The sequence below is a fragment of the Pseudomonas sp. RA_15y_Pfl1_P11 genome, from assembly GCF_963970975.1.
GTDB lineage: Bacteria > Pseudomonadota > Gammaproteobacteria > Pseudomonadales > Pseudomonadaceae > Aquipseudomonas > Aquipseudomonas tritici.
Map to the genome: position 1 here is coordinate 165763 of NZ_CAXAOY010000011.1, position 17744 is coordinate 183506.

Sequence of the window (17744 nt, forward strand, 5' to 3'; positions counted from 1 at the left end):
CAAACGATCAATAGCAACCTATCAAAAGTAATACTAAGCATTGGTTTCATTAGCACTTTATTTTTTGCTTACGAATCGTTCGCGAGAAACACGGTAGAAGACTTAGGCTCAAATAATAAACTAGCCCACTCAGAACTTTCTGAAGACTGGAAAAATGGAAAGGTTATTTTATTGATAAGGCACGAAGAACGCTGCGACCGCTCAAGCAACCCGTGCTTAGGTCCAGATGATGGGATCACACTGCTCGGAAGCGAGAAAGCAAAGGAAACAGGCAACCGTATAAAATCATATTTCGGATTAGACAATACTGACATCTTTACCAGCCCAACCACTAGAACAGCTCAAACATCAGAATTCATGTTTGGACAAGCAGGCCGCCTACCAGACAGAGAGACCACTTGCGGAAACAACATCATTGACAAACTGCTAAAGCACAAGATCGCCAACAGAAACCTATAATAGTGACCCACAACACCTGCATTAACGACTTAATTAAGAATAGCGGACATAAAAAATCAGGAAACCCCGAGTATGGAAGCCTGCTCTTTGCAAAGCAATCGAACCACAACGAAATAAAAATTGTCGGGAAATTAATTCCTGGCGACTTCCCCAAATAACTTATTAACGGACTGTAGGGATAGTTTATTAATTTAAATAGCCCGACAATAGACGACCGAATAATTCAAAGTAAAGAAGGAACGCTTCTTGTTTTTATTATTTTGGAACCTTCCCGCACAGCCCGTTCCCTTCATAGCCATGAGAGATAGGCCCTAGAAACATAAGGGGGCCACACGCATAAAATGGAGAGGTTAACGTCTGTTGTTTGTGAAGCTTACACACAGGCAGCTTTAATGGAATGGGCACAATTACAGCCCATAGGGTTATACCACACCACTCCCTCGTGGTTTGGTCACCGTCTTCTGCCTGATAGGTCAAGGGGATGCCGGTTTCCGGGTCTGGCATTGACACAACTACGCCTACACATCCCGCCAGACAAATACATACTGCGATCACGATAAACTTTTGTCGTATAGAAACCAGAGACAAACATAATTTACGCACAAATAATAGACCCTTTAGTAATGACTGCATAAACACTGCCTTATTTCGTTAGATTGTGATCTGGAACAGATTACAGAACTTAGCTCCGCGTCCGAGAGTGCTTGGGCAAAGCGGTAAAACGCCGCTTTGACCCAACTGAATAACGAGCACCGGCGACTGTCTCCAACTGCCCGCCGTCACGCACAAAACCACTCATCTCTTTGACTCGGCGACTGTATAGCCAGGTAATCCATTGGGTTAGATCACTGTGAAGTTCGACAAGTAAGTAATGCATCACGTAGTCATCCGTTACGCCAATGCATCAAGCGTTGCAGCCAGGACGAAGTGACAGCGAAAGCGTCACGCAATTGTTTGGCAGTGATCGTTCGATCCGCTACGTCGAAAGCCAGTGCCGTTCGCAGGGCTGGCCAGCAGTGTTTCGGTAAGTTCTTAGGTGCTTGCAGCTCGCGCTCCAGATGCTCATTGCGGGCTTGGTTCGAGGGCACTCGGCGAAACGGGGGCTTGCCTCCCGCCAGCTCGTAGATCACACAAGCCACGCCGTACACATCGGCACTGGCCGACAGCGCTTGGCTCTCGAGCAATTCTGGCGCAGCGTAGCCCGGTGTCCAGCCGTTGAAGCGCTCGCGGCTCAGATGCGGCAGACCGGGCAGGATGCCTTCCTCCGCTTGACCAAGGCCGAAGTCAAACAGGCGCACGCCTTCTTCGCTGAGCATCACGTTGCTCGGCTTCATATCACCGTGCAGCACGCCGCGAGCGTGGGAGTAGGCCAGTGCATCGAGCAGCGGCAGCACGATGTCGCGCAATTCCTCCCACGGCAGGCCTTGGGGGCGCTCGCAGAGTAAGTTATCCAGGGTCAGGCCACGCATGAGCTCCATGGTGACGAAGGCTCGCTGGCAGTCAGTGTCCACTTCAAAGGTGTGCAAACGCAGCACGTTGTCGTGCCGCAGGCGCCGGGTCAGGGCGAACTCGTTGTAGAGCAATGCGCTGGCGTCCGGCGACTCGGCAAACTCTTCGCTGAGAACTTTCAGCGCGACGTAAGGATCGGGATCGCCGAACTGTTCGCTTAGCAAGTCCCGTGCACGGTAAACCGCGCCCATCCCACCGGCACCGAGCAGGCGCTCAATACGGTAACGGCCTGCCAGTACGTCAGGCATTTCACCGATGCTGGCCTTGGCAGGCATCAGCGCAGCCTCTGCCTTGTGCGACTTGGCGAACGCAAAGTAGGTCAGGTTGCTGTCCTGCTCTTCGCTCTCCAACAGGTCGTCGATCGGTCGCATGTGTTCAGTCATTGGCGGATTACTACCGCTGTCAGGTTGTCCCGGGCCGAGCCACGCATTGCGCCGTCAAACAATCGCTCCAGTGCAACCTGCGGCGCTGTCAGGCTCAAGGCGTCGCCGAGTGCATCGCTGCCAAGCCCCTGGTACAGACCATCGCTGCAGAGCAAGAACGCATCGCCGGGGTAGACCTCAAGCTCCAGTACATCCAGGGCCAATTGTTCGGCTGCCCCGACCGCACGGGTCAGGGCATGTGCTGCGGGATGGTCCTTGGCCTGTTCGACGCTCATTTGTTGTTTGTCGATCAGTTGTTGTTGCAGCGAATGATCCTTGGACAGCTGATATAAACGCTGGCCACGCCACAGGTAGCAGCGGCTATCGCCGGCCCAGATGCAGGCCGCGCGATTGCCCTCAATCAGCAGTACTACTACGGTGCTGCCGATGATGCTGTCGTGACGTCCAGCAGTGACCGTCAACTCCTGACCCAAACGACGGTTGAGCCAGTGCAGGCACTGGCGAACTCCTTTGAGTCGTTCGTCGAAATCATCCTGCGCCGGTAATTCAGCCAGGCTGGCTACGATCAACTGGCTTGCGATATCGCCCCGTTGATGACCGCCCATGCCGTCCGCAACCACCCACAGCCCCTGCTGTGGAGCGTCCAGAAAAGCATCTTCGTTGCGCGCCCGAACCTTGCCGGCATCGGTGCGCGCAGCACTGCGCCAGGGGCTGGCCACCTGCATCAGAGCTGTACCGGCATGCGGAAGGTACGCAATACACCCATGTCGAACGGGTTTGGCGTGCGTTGGCTAGTCAGCAAGTAATTAGCGCGCAGGCCACCCACGTCAGCCTTGAGCACCAGCACGTCGCGACCCGTCAGGTATTCCGTTTGCATCAAGTCGAACAGACGGAACAGCGACCAAGGACCGGTGTTCTTCTCAATGCCGATCGGGCGGCCGACCATTTTGTCGAGCACCAGGCTGGTACGCCCGTCTTCAGCGTCGGTTGGCCATTTGAACGACACCGGTACTATCGGGCCATGACGGTATTCGATGGTCTTATCGCCAAACTTGAACTCGGAACGACTGACCGTCGGGTCGAGGGTGTAAGGCTCAAGTTTGAACTGCACCTGAGGTTCGGCTGGGTTGTCGGCGAAGAAGCTCTGACGGATCACGAGCGCGGCGGCCATCTGATCAAGGTAGACCTTGGAAATCGGCAGACTATGACCATCGACGCTGCGCATGCGGTAGTTACCCGGATCACCGCTGACAAACGGACGCAGGTAGCTGTCGAAGAAGCGGTCGGCAATCCCCTGGGCCTTGAAGAACTCACGAAAGTCGCTGATTGCCACGTCACTGGCGCTGTGGGCGCTGAACGGATAGCGCTTGCTGATCGCCTTGCCGTAGAAGCTGTACAGCTCACTCTGATAGCGCTGATTCAGATATCGATAAGAATCGCTGAGTACCAGACGCCAGGTATCTTCAGCAAATACGTTGAACCACACACTCACCGGGCGCGGCAGACGGCCCGACGCATTGCGCAGGTTGCTCAGCGCATCACGCTGGCCACCCATGCGGGTCTTGGCCATTTCGAACGCGGCTTGCTCCGGAGAACTGGCACGGGCCAGGCTAGCCATCTGCATTTGCAGGTCATTGAGGGCCGTCAGGGCCGGGATCAGGTCAGCGGTTGGGCCGTTGTTGTCATCCAGCAAGCGGTGCAGCGACTCAAAGCGACTTTGCAGGGATTTCTTCGCGGTATCCGGCAGCTTTTTCACCAAGGCGTCAGACGCCTTACCCGCCGCCGCGACCGCCAGTTTTCCGAGCTTACCGCCCTTGTCTGCCAGTTTCCCTGCCGCATCGGCGGCGTCATCTGCCGTGTCAGCGACCACTGGGAACCGGGTGTTTTCACGTACTTCCACTAGCAGTTGCAGGATCGGCGAATTGGCAGATGTCAGGCCCGCCAATTGCTCGGCACCGTCACTAAAATCGTTGATGGCCGGCAGCGCGATCCGGCCCACCGCTTCACCCCAGTAGTTGGCGTAGTCGCGAAAATACAGCTGCTCGAGTTCGACCATCAGGCGACGTAAGTCCATACCACTGATACTCGAGCCTTCACCCAGTACCCAGTTGTCACTTAGGATATCGGTAACCAGCATCGAGCCCTGAACCGAAAAATACTGCTGATAGCCCTGCTGGGTGTAGAACCCCGGGATCACGTAATCGGTGCCAACAAACAGCGACCCCTGTGGGCCAAGATGTTGGCTCAAACGGTATTCCGGCAGGTTACGGGCCTGCTCGCGTAACATCCGATATACCACGTTAGCCAGGGACTCGCTGCGTAAAACCTGACGCGCCTGAGCCACCAACTGATCATTAAGCGGATAGATAAACGGCTGTTTTAGCAAGCGCTCGAAGTGGTTGTTCAAGCCGTTTTGCACAGTGGTGTTGCCGGTGTATCGCTGGGACCATTCGGTGGCAACCCAGTCTTTGAGCCACGGCGCGTCGCGTCGATCCTTCATATTCAGCATCAGGTACGCACGCAGGCTATTGAGCAGGCGTTCGCGGTCCTTCATGTTGGCGCGAATCTGCCCTTCTAGCAGGGTCGCGACCCGTGGCAATAGCTGTCCTTCAAGTTCACGTTCATAGGCAGTCTTAACCACCGGATTAACGTCTTCACCTTGATACAGACCGCCACGCTCGTGGTAACCCACATCGCCTTTTTTTGGGAACACCTGAGTAGCCGCGTAGCGGGTGTCGAGGGTCTTGAGCACCGCCATGGAGTCATCACGGGTGGTGAGAGCCGAGCTCTGTTGGCTCCAGGTTTGCGCCAGGTTACGCAGGTTTTCCAGGCGTTCGTAGTTCGCGGAGAAACCGCCCGCCCAGAGCATGCCAAATAGCGCCAGTGCGGCCAGTGCGCCCACGTACAGCGCACGCTGGCCCCAGTGGATGCGGCTGCGTTCGCGTTTGTCCAGGCCTGCAAGATCGGCCTCGGGGAAAATTACCCGGCTGAGTAAATGGTGGATGAAGCGCGAACGGCCACTGCGCAGCGTCGGTAGCACGCCGGCGTTCATGCCCAGGTTGGCACCGATGCCGGCAGTGGTTGCGTCCATTTCCTCAGTCAGATGCGGTGCGCTGGTCAGGTAGAAACCGCGCAACTGGCTTACACGCTGGTAGCGGTTGCCGGTGAACGCCATATCGACGAACAGGCACAGACGCTCGCCGATTTGCCCCAGTTGGTGTGGGAAGTCGAGGATGCGGCCACGGCGCTGGGTATCACGCTCCTGGTGCATGCGCATGATCACCTGGCTGTTGAGGCGATGCAGCAACGCTTCGAACTCAGTGCGCAGCACGGTCACATCAGTGCCGCTCTGTTCCTTGCGGAAACTGGTACCGAGCACCTGATCGCTTTCTTCGCGAGTCAATTGGTCGAAGAACTCATCGAAACCGAGCAGGCGATCCGCCTTGCTCAATACAAGGTAAATCGGCACATCGACGTGCAATTTCTGATGCACATCTTGCAAGCGCGCACGCACTTGGCGGGCCAAGGTTTCAAGCTCCTGCTCACTGCCGCTCAACAGGGTTTCCACCGGGATGGTCACCAGTACACCGTTCAGCGGACGATTGCGGCGACGCTTGCGCAGCAGGTCGAGCAACGTGCTCCAGGCACTGCCATCGACGTCGGCATCCGGCTGGGTCAAGTAACGGCCAGCGGTGTCGATTAGCACGCCGTGATCGGCAAAATACCAGTCACAGTGGCGGGTGCCTAGGGTATCGCGGGTCAGTTTGCGATCAATCTTGTTGATCGGAAACTCAAGCCCCGAGAAGTCCAGCAAGCTGGTTTTGCCACTGCCCTGCGGACCGATCAGCAGGTACCACGGCAAATCATTACGCCAGCGTTCGCTGCGACCGCGATACAGGCTCGACGTCTTCAGGGTTTTCAGCGCGTCTTTGAAACGCGTCCTTAACTCTTTCTGCTCTTCGTCGATCTGTTCTTCGCGGCGGATACGATCCTGGCCGTACTCAGTGTCTTCTATGGCTTTTTTGCGAACGCCCGCGCGCCAGCTGACAAAGACCATGGTCAGGCCCCAGATCAGGAACAGCACACTGATGGTCAGCAAGCGGGAGGTCGAGCCTTCCCAAAACTTGTAGTCATCAACTGCCAGTAGGGGCCCGGCGAACCACACCAGCAGTGCGACAAACAGCACCAGCAGCAGCGTCCAAACCCAGGTCTTGCGCAAGAATGCACCAACTTTCTTGAAAAGCTTTTTCATCACACGTCCCTGTTTACGGCTGCGACTGCGGCTGGACCGCGACCGGATCTAGCTGCTGATAAGGTTGTAGAACGGTATCGCGTTGCTCGCCCAATACCCAGGCGAAGCCCGAATACATCACCACCAGACAAACGAAGGTGAAGAGCACCACCATCCACGCTGGCACGATGCGCACCAAACTACGGCGCTGATCGTTCAGGCCTTCCCAATGGGGTGATAACTCACGTGGCATGTCGCCGCGCAATTGACGGATTTGGCGATATAAGGCGTCGCGGATGCCGTCGAGTTCGAGCATGCCGCGGGCCTGGACGCGGTACTTGCCCTCGAAGCCCAAAGACAGGCACAGGTACATCAACTCCAGCATCGGCAGGTGCTTGACCGGATTTTTCGATAGCCGATCAAGCAACTGGAAAAATTTCTCACCGCCGAAGGTTTCGTTGTGAAAGCTGCTGAGCAGGCTCATTTGCGACCACTCGCTTTCGTTACCCCACGGCGTGGTGACGACAGCTTCGTCAGCCACGGTGCAGAGCACGTAACGGGCAGCCATCACCTGGCTGCTTTCTGCGCCATTGTGCAAGGCGCTGACTTCAAATAATTTCAGCCCGGTGGTCAGTCGCTCGTTGAGCACAAGCATGTCTTCGCGGGTACTGCTGTGCTTGAGCCGTACTACTTCAGACAATAATTCTGAGGCAGCAGCCACCAGCGAGTTCAGACTGATATTGAACGCTTCGGCCGGGCGCAAGCGCGCCGCGTAGATCATGCGTTCTTCGAGCTGCTCGAAGCGTGGCGGCGCAGCAAAGTCCGTCATCGGACTCGACGCCGGGCCGTGGCCCTGACGGTCGAGCAGGACGGTTCTATCGTCCTGGCTGTATTCCGTATCCTTGATCATGTCGGTCAGTTCCTGATGGCCCAGAATTTCAGTTCAAGCTCGGCGAATTCGCCGGACACGTGGAACGCGAAACCGCCGGAGCGTTCGAGTTGCGCCAAGTCTTCGGAGCTGAGTTCGAGAATGAAATAGGTTTTGTTCGAGTGGAACGCAATCTGCCGCGGGGCCACAGGCAACGGTTTGACCTTGATGCCTGGCAGGTGCAGGTTGACCAGTTGACGGATACGCTCCACCGGGCCGACCTTGAGGTGCGCCGGTAAGCGATGGCGCAGTTCTTCGGAATCGCAGTTGGCACTCGCCGCCAGCACGAACGAGGCAGAGCCCAGCAGTTTGTGGTCGTGCAAGGGCGAGACGATGATCCCGTATTGACGAGCTTGCAGCTCCAGCTCAATGGCGTACTGTTCCAGCACCATCGACAACACCTGACGGATTGCGTCCATCAGTTTGCGGAAGCTTGCTCCCTGATCGCTGTGCTGATAACGGCTATCCAAACGCGGGCGCTTGCTGTCGCTGGAGAAGGTTGCCAGATCGCCGAGCATGGTCAGCAGCGTGCGGTACAACTCTTCGGGGTGAACCTGTTCCAGACTAAGATAGTGACGTAGCAACAATTCAGTGCGATTGATCAGTTGCAGCATCATAAAGTCACCGACTTCCGCACCACCCACCTTGCCATTGGAACGGATCCGCTCAGCAATGGCGTCGCCCCGGTTGCCGAGCATGCTAATCACTTCCTTGAGGCACGACAGCAGGTAGCTGGAGGCGTGCGCCTGGATGTAGGTTGGTACGAACTCTGGGTCGAGGCTGATTACACCGTCCGGCGTGGTATCGAGTACTTCGCAGATCTTCAGCTTCACGTACGCCTGATCGCTCTGCTGCTCGCCGAGCAACAGTTTAAAGTCCGGGCGGGCGCAACTGACCTGGCTGGCGGAGTCGTCGCCAGCGTTGGAGTCGGCTACTTCCGCTTCGTACGCGGTATAGCGCGCCAGCACGTCGGACTGCTCCGGCCGACGGGCTTCGATGTGGTTTCCGGTGACCAACGGCAGGGCCAGATAGATTGGCGTATTGCCGGTGTTCGGCGGTACGTCTAGGGCCAACGGCTCAGTACTACCACCCAGTTCGAATAGGCTACCGTCCGGCAGAATCCCCGATGCCTGGCTGATCACCAGTTTGCCCATGTTGAGGAACTGCAAGTCGATGTCCAGGTTGAGGAAGCCCCAGATGTAGCTGCCCAGTAATTGGGTGCGGGTCTTCATCTGATGGTCGTAGTAGCGATCGTTGTGCTGGAAGTGCTGCGGACGCAGCAACATGCCTTCCTGCCAAATGACTTTATGGGAGTTCATGGTCAGTCAGCCGCCTTGACTAGCAATTCATGGGTGTTGCGAATGCCGCTCTGGTCGAGCGTCAGATCGGCATCGGTGACTTCCACCGGGGCGACTTGCAGGGTGTAGCGCCATTTGGTATCCGGCAGGTCACGGTATGCGGCTAGTACACCGACATAGCGGCTACCCTCCTCGACACTGAGCTTGAGTTCGACGGTTTCTCCCGGACGCAGCTCAAGCTCCTCAGTCGCAACCATGTCCGGAGCCAGGGATTCCTTGGCGCGCTCGTACAGGCTGAAGAAGTCCGCGTTCTCGAACGCCACCGGGTGCTTGAGTTCAAACAGACGTACGACAATCGGCGACGGACGACCGTTGAGGTCTGGGTTCAACTGATCGCTGGCCGTCAGTTTCAGGTTGAGTTTGGTGACGTGGGAATACGGCGATAGCGTCGAGCAACCGGCCAACAGTGCCAAGGTGGTCAGCGCAGTCAGCGTCTTAAAAAAATCAGTCGAGCGGCGAGACATGCGCATCATCCTTGGTGGTCGGTGTGAAGGGTAGAAATCAGTCGGATCTGTTCTTCGTAGGCCTGGGCGAAGTCACGGGCCAGCAAGCGCTCGCTCCAGTCATCGTCCTGACGTAGGGCCTGGTGATAACGACCGTAAGCCCTCCAGCGACTGCCGGACGTGGCCAGCAACGGCTTGTTGTCGCGCTCGAATCGCAGGGTCAATTGCTGTGGCGAGAAGTGCTCCAGCGTGCCGCGAACGGCAGCGCGGCTAGCGGTCAACAGGGCGACCTGATGCGCCTGCAAATCGCGAAACGCACGGGAGATCGCCTGCTCGGCCGGCAACTGCCCCGGCTTGTTCGGCTGCAACAGAATGCCCAGCGCTTCACCGGCATCAACGGCGAACTTCAATGGGTTTTTTTGAGATCCTTGTACGGTGGTCTGCGCAAGTCGTAATTCGTTTTTCAGCTCGCTTCGAGTGCGCAGACTCTGCTGTAAACCGTTGACGCTCTGCTTGAGCAAGCGTGCTGCGCTCAACGCCAGTGCCTCTTTGGCATCGTGGTCAAGGCCATTGAGGTCTACACCTAGGGCGCCAGCAAACTTTTCCCAGAAACCGTCGCTCTGACGCTCGACCGCTTTCGGCGCCGGGGTGGGTGCAGGTTCGGCCGGGGCATCGATCAGTTCCGGTACCATCAGGCTTTCCATGTCGATGCGCGCATAGTCGGCGCGCTGACGGGTGTCTTCCGGAGCCGTGCGTGGCGAGATCAGCTCGTCGATTTCCGAATACACACGTTCCTGCTGGTCTAGAGCATTTAGCGGGTCGAGGTCGAGGAACGCATCATCAGGAATGATACTGCCAGCGGCTTGCGGACGACCGACCTCCACATCGGAAGTCGCCAGGGCGTGAACTAGCCGTGCACGGATCTCGAAATCACCCAGCACGTATACGCTGCCGTGCTCGATACGTACCGTATCGCCCTTGTGCAAGCGTGCGCCGCTGGCACTATTCTGGATTCCGTTGCTGCTGGTATCGGTCAGGAAAAACGTACCTTCGCGGTAGCTGATCAACGCGTGATGGTTGGACAGGTGACGCTTGCGATCCGGAATGATCCAGTCACAATCCCCCCCCCGACCAATCACGCCGCCGGCCTGCTTGAAGGTCTTCTGGCACAGCTGCGTAGGTACGAACTGCTTGGTGTTCTGCATTTCGAAAACCAGTTCCATGGTGATGCTCCTTGCGGTCACTTGCCGCGATTGACCGACTGCGGATCACCCAAGGGGCGATAGGTGTTGTCGTTGTATTTGTAATTGCCGCTGCAGCCGCCGAGGCCACATAGAACGACAACTGTCAGAAGGACGGCTTGCCAGTGACGAATAGACATCAGAGGGTCTCCAGGGGCGGGGCAAAGCGCCAGCCCTTAAGGTTGAGGCTGTTAAGGCGGGGGGATTGAAATCGAGCGTATTTGGCCTACACATCGACATTTCCCACGTTGATGTTCAGGCGTCCGAGGCGGTAGAGGAATGTGCGCCGTGGCAGGCCGAGCTCCCGAGCGGAGAGTGTTTGATTACCGTCGTTTTTACGCAGGCAATCGATCAGCAGGCTGCGCTCAATCTGCTCCAACCGTTCGCGCAAGTTCAGTCCGCTGCTGTCTTCCGGTATTGCTTCCATACGCAGAGAGAAGTGCTCCACCAGCAACTCATTGCCCTCGCAGAGCAGCACCGCACGTTCGACCAAACCCTTGAGCTCACGCACGTTGCCGGGGAACGCGTAGCTGGCCAAAAGATCCAGCACTTCGTTAGACCAACTCACTTCATCACGCTGCAAGAACGTACAAGCCTTGTCGGCGAAGTGCCGTGCCAAATCGAGTATGTCGTCTTCGCGTTGACGCAGAGCCGGTAGCTCAATAGGGAACTGCGCGAGACGGTAGTACAAGTCCTCGCGAAACTTTCCTTGGCTGACCAGCACCGATAAATCCTGATGTGTCGCGGCAATGATGCGCACGTCAATCTTGTGGGTGTCATTGGAACCCAGCGGACGAATCTCGCCCTCTTGCAGCACCCGCAACAGCTTGGCTTGCAGCGACAGTGGCATGTCACCAACCTCATCAAGCAACAAAGTCCCGCCGTTGGCTGCGTCGAACAGCCCGGATCGGTCCCGGTCGGCGCCCGTGAAGGCGCCTTTGCGGTAACCGAATAGCTCGCTTTCGAGCAAGTTCTCCGGGACCGCTGCGCAGTTCTGCACGATAAACGCCTGGGAGCGACGCGGGCCGCATTCGTGGATAGCCCGGGCAACCACCTCCTTGCCAGTCCCAGTTTCGCCACCCAGCAGCACGGTGTAGGGGCTGTGCAAAACTTTGCTGATCAGCGAATAGACCTGGCGCATAGCTGCGCTTTTACCAGTCAGCCCATAGCCGCTCGCGCTCGGAGCCGCGAGCGGTGCCGGCGATGCGCCGCCGCTCGGCCGTCGTAAACGCTGCAGCAAATGCAAATGACCCAACACGAACGAACCAAGACGACTAAACGAATCGGCGAAGCCTTGCAGTTGGATGTGCTGATGACTGGCACACAGCAATAGCCCTTCCACGGACTTCTGATGATTGACCAGCGGCACGCACAGCAGTGATTGCCATGGCCTCGCCTGGCTTGGCAGAAAGCTGGTCTCGTGCAGACTGCCGCTCAATTCACCAATGCACACTACGCGGTTCTGGCACAGCGCAAATTGCAGCAGTTGCTCGCCGTTGTAATCCGCTGGCAAGCTAGCCGTTTCACGGGGTTGTAGGTAGCCATTGAGGCACTCCGCATTCATCCCGAGGCAGGTATGGGTAGCGTCCAGTAGGTACAGCTGTGCCAACTCACACCCGCTGAGCTCGGCCAGACCGCGCACGAAGTCACCCAGCAGCGCAGCTCCATCCGTCGCCCGCGACAGGCTGGCGAACTGCGCAAGTAAGGCTTCGGCATAGAGCAGTGGTTGCGGTACTTGACTGAACATCACACCCACCTCAGGCAAACTCGCAGATCACGCTGGCGTTGCCGTCAAGCGTTGCGTGAACGCGCTTTAGGCTTTCGCCGGTGGCCATCGCGTCCAGCAAACGGTCAGCCACCAACGGCAGCACGTGCAGGTCCAGCAAATGGTCGATCAGGCGTGCGCCGCTGTCGCTTTGGGTGCAGCGTTCGGCCAGGTGATCGACGAGGTCCTGTGAGTAAGTGAAGTCGAGCTGACGACGGTTCAGGCGCTCGCCCAGACGATCGAGTTTGATTTCGATCAGCTCGCGTAGCACCGGCCCACTGACCGGGTAGTAAGGCACCACGCGCATCCGCGCCAACAGTGCCGGTTTGAAGTGCTTGCTCAGCACTGGGCGAATGGTTTCTTCGAGACTTTCAGCCGATGGCCGTGCGCCGTTTTCGCAGAGTTCGCTGATGTGGTCGCTGCCCAGGTTCGAGGTCATCAGAATCAGCGTGTTGCGAAAGTCGATTTCGCGCCCTTCGCCGTCGTTCGCGACGCCCTTGTCAAAGATCTGGTAAAACAGGTTGAGCACGTCTGGATCGGCTTTCTCGACCTCGTCGAGCAGCACGACGCAATAGGGTTTCTGCCGCACGGCTTCGGTGAGCATGCCGCCCTCGCCATAGCCGACGTAGCCTGGCGGCGCACCGATCAGGCGCGAGACGGTATGTTTCTCCTGGAATTCGGACATGTTGATGGTGGTGATGAAGCGATCACCGCCGTACAACAGATCAGCGAGGGCCAGTGCGGTTTCGGTCTTGCCGACTCCACTCGGGCCAACCAGCAGGAACACACCCACGGGTGCATCGGGTTTGTTCAGACCGGCGGCGGTAGCGCGCATCGAGCGATCAAGGGCGTGAACGGCTTGTTCCTGACCACGGATGCGGGTACGCAGGTCAGTCGCGAAGCTGGCAATCTTGGCATTGTGCTCTCGAGCCAGCTGCGCCAGCGGTACGCCGGTCCAGGCGCTGATCACTTCAGCCACTAGTCGCGGACAGACCTCGAAGCTCACCAAGCGCTCTTTGACTTGCAATTCAGTCAGCGCTTGGTGAGTTTCATCGAGCGCCGCCTCCAGCGTTTCGATACTTTGCGGTTTGTCTACTGGGAGGTTTTCAAGCACGGCGTCTTCGCGAGCCTTGGCCAGTTTCTGGCGCAGGTCCAGCAGGCGCTCGGCCAGCGTTTTTTGCTCGGTCCAGAGGGTTTCCAGCGCGGTCACTTCGGACTCCGCCTCTGCCAGACGGGCTTCCAGCGTATCCAGCGCCTCGCGATCGATGAGCAGACCTGCCTGGGCATCGCGGCGCTGGGCCTGACGTTGACGGCCGCCCTCCGCCAGCTCTCCGCGCAGCCGCTCCAGGCATTGCGGAGCAGCGGCGAGACTGATGCGCACACGGGCGCAGGCGGTATCCAGAACATCCACAGCCTTATCCGGCAGCTGGCGCCCCGCCAAGTAGCGAGCAGACAATTCGGCCGCGGCGACCACCGCGTCATCACGCAAATAGATACCGTGGCTCTTCTCGTAAACCTGGGCCAGGCCACGGAGGATGGTCACTGCCTCGCCGACGGTTGGTTCGTGCAATTGCACCGGCTGGAATCGACGGGCCAGCGCCGGGTCCTTCTCGAAGTACTTTTTGTACTCTGCCCAGGTAGTCGCCGCGATGGTACGCAACTCTCCTCGGGCCAACGCTGGCTTGAGCAGATTGGCGGCATCGGAGCCACCGGCATTGCCGCCCGCCCCGATCAGCGTATGGGCTTCGTCGATGAACAGGATAATGGGCATCGGCGACGCCTGGATTTCATCGATTACACCTTTGAGGCGACGCTCGAATTCCCCTTTGACGCTGGCGCCGGCTTGCAACAGGCCCATGTCCAACGACAGCAACTCGACGCCTTTCAGCGCTTGCGGCACTTCACCCGCCGCAATGCGCGAAGCCAGGCCTTCGACGATGGCCGTTTTACCGACGCCCGCTTCGCCGACAACAATCGGGTTGTTCTTGCGGCGCCGCGCAAGGATGTCGACCATCTGCCGGATCGCCTCGTCGCGACACAGCACGGGGTCGAGCTTGCCGTCACGGGCCTGCTGAGTCAGGTTGTGGGTAAAGCGTTGCAACAGGAACTCACCCGACACCGCCGGTTTAGCAGGGTCTGACAGCTCTTTCCGCGATAGAGCGAACGCTTTAAGGCGGTCGATATTCAGTTTGGCCAGCAACGTTTGGTAGCGGCTGCCGGCATAACGCATCGGGTTGCGCAATAGCGCAAGAATCAAAGCCGCCTGTTCGACCTGGGTCTGGCCCAGCTCGAGGTTGGCAATCAGCAAGGCATCTTGCAGCCACTGCACCAACTCGGGGGCGAACACCGGATTGCGCGACGCGCTATGTTCGACCCTTGATTGCAGCGCCGCACTGAACTCACCGGCATCTACCTCGGCATCGAGCAGCGCGCGGGCCAGCAAGCTTTGCGGACGCTCCAACAGACCCAGCAACAGGTCTTCGACGAGAACCTTACTGCCGCCACGCGCCACACAGCGCTCGGCGGAGCGTTCCAGGTCCCGACGGGTTTCGGCATCCAGCGCCTGGATGAGTTGTTGCAGGTCTACGTTGATCATTGGTCATTTGTCCTTAATGAATTTTGCTGCCCAAAGTCACCACGCCGTCCGCTCTTTCACGGCCGAGCCAACTGGTCCACCCCAAGCGACAAGCGTTTAGCTCGCCAATACGCAGTTCGCGAATCTCTTCCTGGCGCAGCACCAGGCGAATGTCGTAATCGAGCGGATCACGCAGGGTGAACCGCACCAGCGCGCACAGCGGCTGGTAGCCAAAACCAATCGGCAGGAATTCATGAAAACGCTGCCAGTCCAGTTCGAGGATGTGGATCCGGAACTTGCCGCTGCGATCGCGCACACGCTGTCCCAGTACCGCGTCTTCAGCGAGCACAGAGTTGGCTAGCCCCAGGCGATTGCACTGCTCGCCGAGGATTTGCACATGACGCTCAATGCACTGTTCAATCGTCAATTCAGCGTGTTTGAAGTAGTAACGCAGCACCGCTTCGATCAGCGCCGCCGAATGCGCGCGCAAACTGAGCAAGCCCAGGTACGGCAGCAGGCGTTTCCAGTTCAGTTCCCGGGCACGACGGATCTCTTCACCGCCGAGACCGATCAGGGCAAACAGCTGAGCGGAAAAAGGATCGAGGGCACCACTCTCGAAACTGGCGCAATAGCGGTATTTCTTCCAGATCGGCAGCATCAGCCGTTGCAGACGATGGTGAAACAGGTCGAGGAAGCGGCGGGTCGGGTTATCGTCCTCGCTGTCGCCCAAGGCCTGTTCGGCGTAAAACGCCGGCAAGGGTGAACCGGAACCCACCAACCCGATCAGATTGAAGCGCAGGCGTGCGCGCAGCAGTCCGTGTTCGTGAAAGAACTCGACGCGGTCAACGTCACTGCCAGGAAACCCCAGACTCGGGTTAGCCTGGAACTCCAGCTGGTCATACACCTCGTCCTGGCTGAGATGTGGGTGGACTTCGCGCAGTCGGTCAACTACCAACAGCACGGCCTGAAACAGCGAATACTCGCGTATACCTTGAGTCAGTCTGCTTAAAGAAGCGGCTGCAGGCCCATTCGCGGTGTCCATTGGTACACCTCTCCCTGTGTGCTGTTTACCCGCAGCTCGTGGTACGAATTGAGACTGGCGTAAAGTGCGAAAAACTCGTTGAGAACCGACGCAAAAACGAACAGGTCGCCCTCGCCGATATACCCCTGCGGATCGATGGTCAGTTCGGTGCGTAGACCCCGCAGCGGCAGCCCCCGGTGCAGCCGATCGACGTGCTGGTGCTTGATCGACTTGAGCCCGTCCAACAGGCACTTGCTGACCTTCTCTGCGTGCTGGTCGTAGTAGCGCGGCAAGTCGTAGGTTTCGAGAATCACTTTCAAGACGTTGACGTCAGCCAGCGACAGATAGTTGAGCGACATGTTGCTGATCAGCTTCCAGAGAAAGTCGCGATTCAGCGGTGGTGCGAAGCTCGAAGTGGCCGCGGTGATATTGCGGAAAGTCAGGAACTCCGGCGTCTCTTCGCAAGCCAGGCAGATATCGCCGCGCTTGAGCTGGCGCGGCAGGTTCTGGTTGGTGCACATCAGGTCTATCGACAGCGTTTCATGGGCTTGGGTATGACGGAGACCGAAGCTCAGGTAGGTATCGAGGCCGTCGTGCAGCAGGGACGGACGCTGGCGAACGCTGTAATGGGGACGACTCGTGGGAACGTCGAAGCTGGGGTCATGCTCGAAAGACTCAAACGGCACATATTCCTGATAGCCAAGCCCTCCCGGTTTCCAGCCAGTAACCGTTTCCACGGAAAACACACCGCAGTTTTTCAAGTCATGCCGAATGGGTAGCAGCAGATACTCGTCCTGCTTGCCGTCAAGACGGATCGGCAATGCATCGTGCTTGAACAGATTAACGATGGGCGTGCAGTGAAGCTTCACGTTGTCCAGCGTCGGACGCATGCGCAAGACGCCACTCTTGCGAATGTCGAACCGCAACTCCAGGCCGCGCACCTGTTTGAGGATGTCTGTCGGTAACGCGTTGAGCAGGTCCAGGCCATTGATATCGACGAACAGAAATTTGTCCTGGAAGGCAAAATATTCTTGGAGGTAGCGATAACCGCGGAAGGTATTCAGCGGATACGGGATCAACGCTTCCTCTTCGGCAAACCCCACCGCCTGCACGCGGTTACCTGCAATCTTGAACGCCATCGGCGTGCCGTTGACTCCGTTGATGGGTTTGCCGGCGGCGTCCAGCGGGATCAATTCGATACCCGCCAGGTTACGCAACAGGCTCAGGTACAGCATCTGGCTGATGTAGCGCTCGCCGGCAAAGTGCAGACGCAAGCGACTCAGCTTCAGCTCTCCGAGGTGCCCGTCGGCACTCATCTCCAGACGCAAGCTCAACAGAGAACCATCGCCTTGCACCGAGTACGCCAAAGAGACCAGGTCCAGCGCCTGCACTTCGGTGGGGTAGCAGGTGCGGAAACGGCAACGCACATCGTCAACCGGCAAACTTTCCACCGGTGTTTCGCGCTCGACTCTCAAGGCCGGACCGGAACGTTTCAACGGATCAAACTGCAAAATGCTGAACGCCGGTAGCGGCCGCATGTAGTTGGGCCACAGCAGTTGCATCAGCGAGTGGCTGAGCTCCGGCAACTCGTCATCGAGTTTCTGGCGCAGCCGCCCGGTCAGGAACGCAAAACCCTCGAGCAACCGTTCCACGTCCGGATCCCGCCCGCTCTCGCCGAGGAAAGGCGCCAGCGCCGGGCTACGCTCGGCGAAACGACGACCTAACTGACGAAGTGCCGTGAGTTCGCTTTGGTAGTAGTGATTAAAGGACACGAGGTACCTGCCGGGTATTGGATTTCATAAAGAAACGTTCCTGAATGCCAAACGGCGAA

Annotated in this window: 12 protein-coding genes; all 12 read right to left on the reverse strand. The window is 57.9% G+C overall.

Going from position 1 to position 17744, the window contains the following annotated elements:
- Positions 1 to 1343 precede the first annotated feature (1343 nt).
- Complete coding sequence (locus tag AACY44_RS15965; RefSeq protein WP_339439549.1) at positions 1344 to 2351, reverse strand: serine/threonine-protein kinase; 1008 nt, start codon at positions 2349 to 2351, stop codon at positions 1344 to 1346.
- Positions 2348 to 3076 carry a PP2C family protein-serine/threonine phosphatase gene (locus AACY44_RS15970; RefSeq protein ID WP_339439548.1) on the reverse strand — a complete coding sequence of 243 codons (729 nt, stop codon included), beginning with the start codon at positions 3074 to 3076 and terminating at the stop codon, positions 2348 to 2350. Before AACY44_RS15970 ends, AACY44_RS15965 begins: the two co-directional genes overlap by 4 nt.
- The gene (tssM, locus tag AACY44_RS15975) at positions 3076 to 6603 is read right to left on the reverse strand and encodes a type VI secretion system membrane subunit TssM (protein WP_339439546.1); all 3528 of its coding nucleotides are present in this window, start codon (positions 6601 to 6603) and stop codon (positions 3076 to 3078) included. Before tssM ends, AACY44_RS15970 begins: the two co-directional genes overlap by 1 nt.
- Before the next feature lie 13 nt (positions 6604 to 6616).
- Positions 6617 to 7492, reverse strand: coding sequence for a type IVB secretion system protein IcmH/DotU (gene icmH / locus AACY44_RS15980; RefSeq protein ID WP_339439544.1), 876 nt, complete (start codon positions 7490 to 7492; stop codon positions 6617 to 6619).
- Between the two features lie 5 nt (positions 7493 to 7497).
- On the reverse strand, positions 7498 to 8829 hold the full coding sequence (gene tssK, locus AACY44_RS15985; RefSeq protein ID WP_339439542.1) for a type VI secretion system baseplate subunit TssK: 1332 nt from the start codon (positions 8827 to 8829) through the stop codon (positions 7498 to 7500).
- Between the two features lie 2 nt (positions 8830 to 8831).
- Entirely contained in the window at positions 8832 to 9332 is a 501-nt protein-coding gene (gene tssJ, locus AACY44_RS15990; protein WP_339439540.1) for a type VI secretion system lipoprotein TssJ, read from the reverse strand.
- Positions 9333 to 9337: 5 nt separating this feature from the next.
- Positions 9338 to 10534: a type VI secretion system-associated FHA domain protein TagH gene (gene tagH / locus AACY44_RS15995; RefSeq protein ID WP_339530623.1), complete on the reverse strand. Its 1197-nt coding sequence runs from the start codon at positions 10532 to 10534 to the stop codon at positions 9338 to 9340.
- Between the two features lie 17 nt (positions 10535 to 10551).
- Positions 10552 to 10692, reverse strand: a complete 141-nt coding sequence (locus AACY44_RS16000) for a type VI secretion protein (protein WP_159994257.1) — start codon at positions 10690 to 10692, stop codon at positions 10552 to 10554.
- Between the two features lie 86 nt (positions 10693 to 10778).
- Positions 10779 to 12299 carry a sigma-54 interaction domain-containing protein gene (locus tag AACY44_RS16005; protein WP_339530625.1) on the reverse strand — a complete coding sequence of 507 codons (1521 nt, stop codon included), beginning with the start codon at positions 12297 to 12299 and terminating at the stop codon, positions 10779 to 10781.
- A gap of 10 nt (positions 12300 to 12309) precedes the next feature.
- Entirely contained in the window at positions 12310 to 14913 is a 2604-nt protein-coding gene (gene tssH / locus AACY44_RS16010; RefSeq protein ID WP_339439532.1) for a type VI secretion system ATPase TssH, read from the reverse strand.
- A gap of 13 nt (positions 14914 to 14926) precedes the next feature.
- Positions 14927 to 15934: a type VI secretion system baseplate subunit TssG gene (gene tssG / locus AACY44_RS16015; RefSeq protein WP_339439531.1), complete on the reverse strand. Its 1008-nt coding sequence runs from the start codon at positions 15932 to 15934 to the stop codon at positions 14927 to 14929.
- Positions 15898 to 17685, reverse strand: a complete 1788-nt coding sequence (gene tssF / locus AACY44_RS16020; RefSeq protein ID WP_339439530.1) for a type VI secretion system baseplate subunit TssF — start codon at positions 17683 to 17685, stop codon at positions 15898 to 15900. The genes tssG and tssF overlap by 37 nt, the downstream gene beginning before the upstream one ends.
- Between the last annotated feature and the right edge of the window lie 59 nt (positions 17686 to 17744).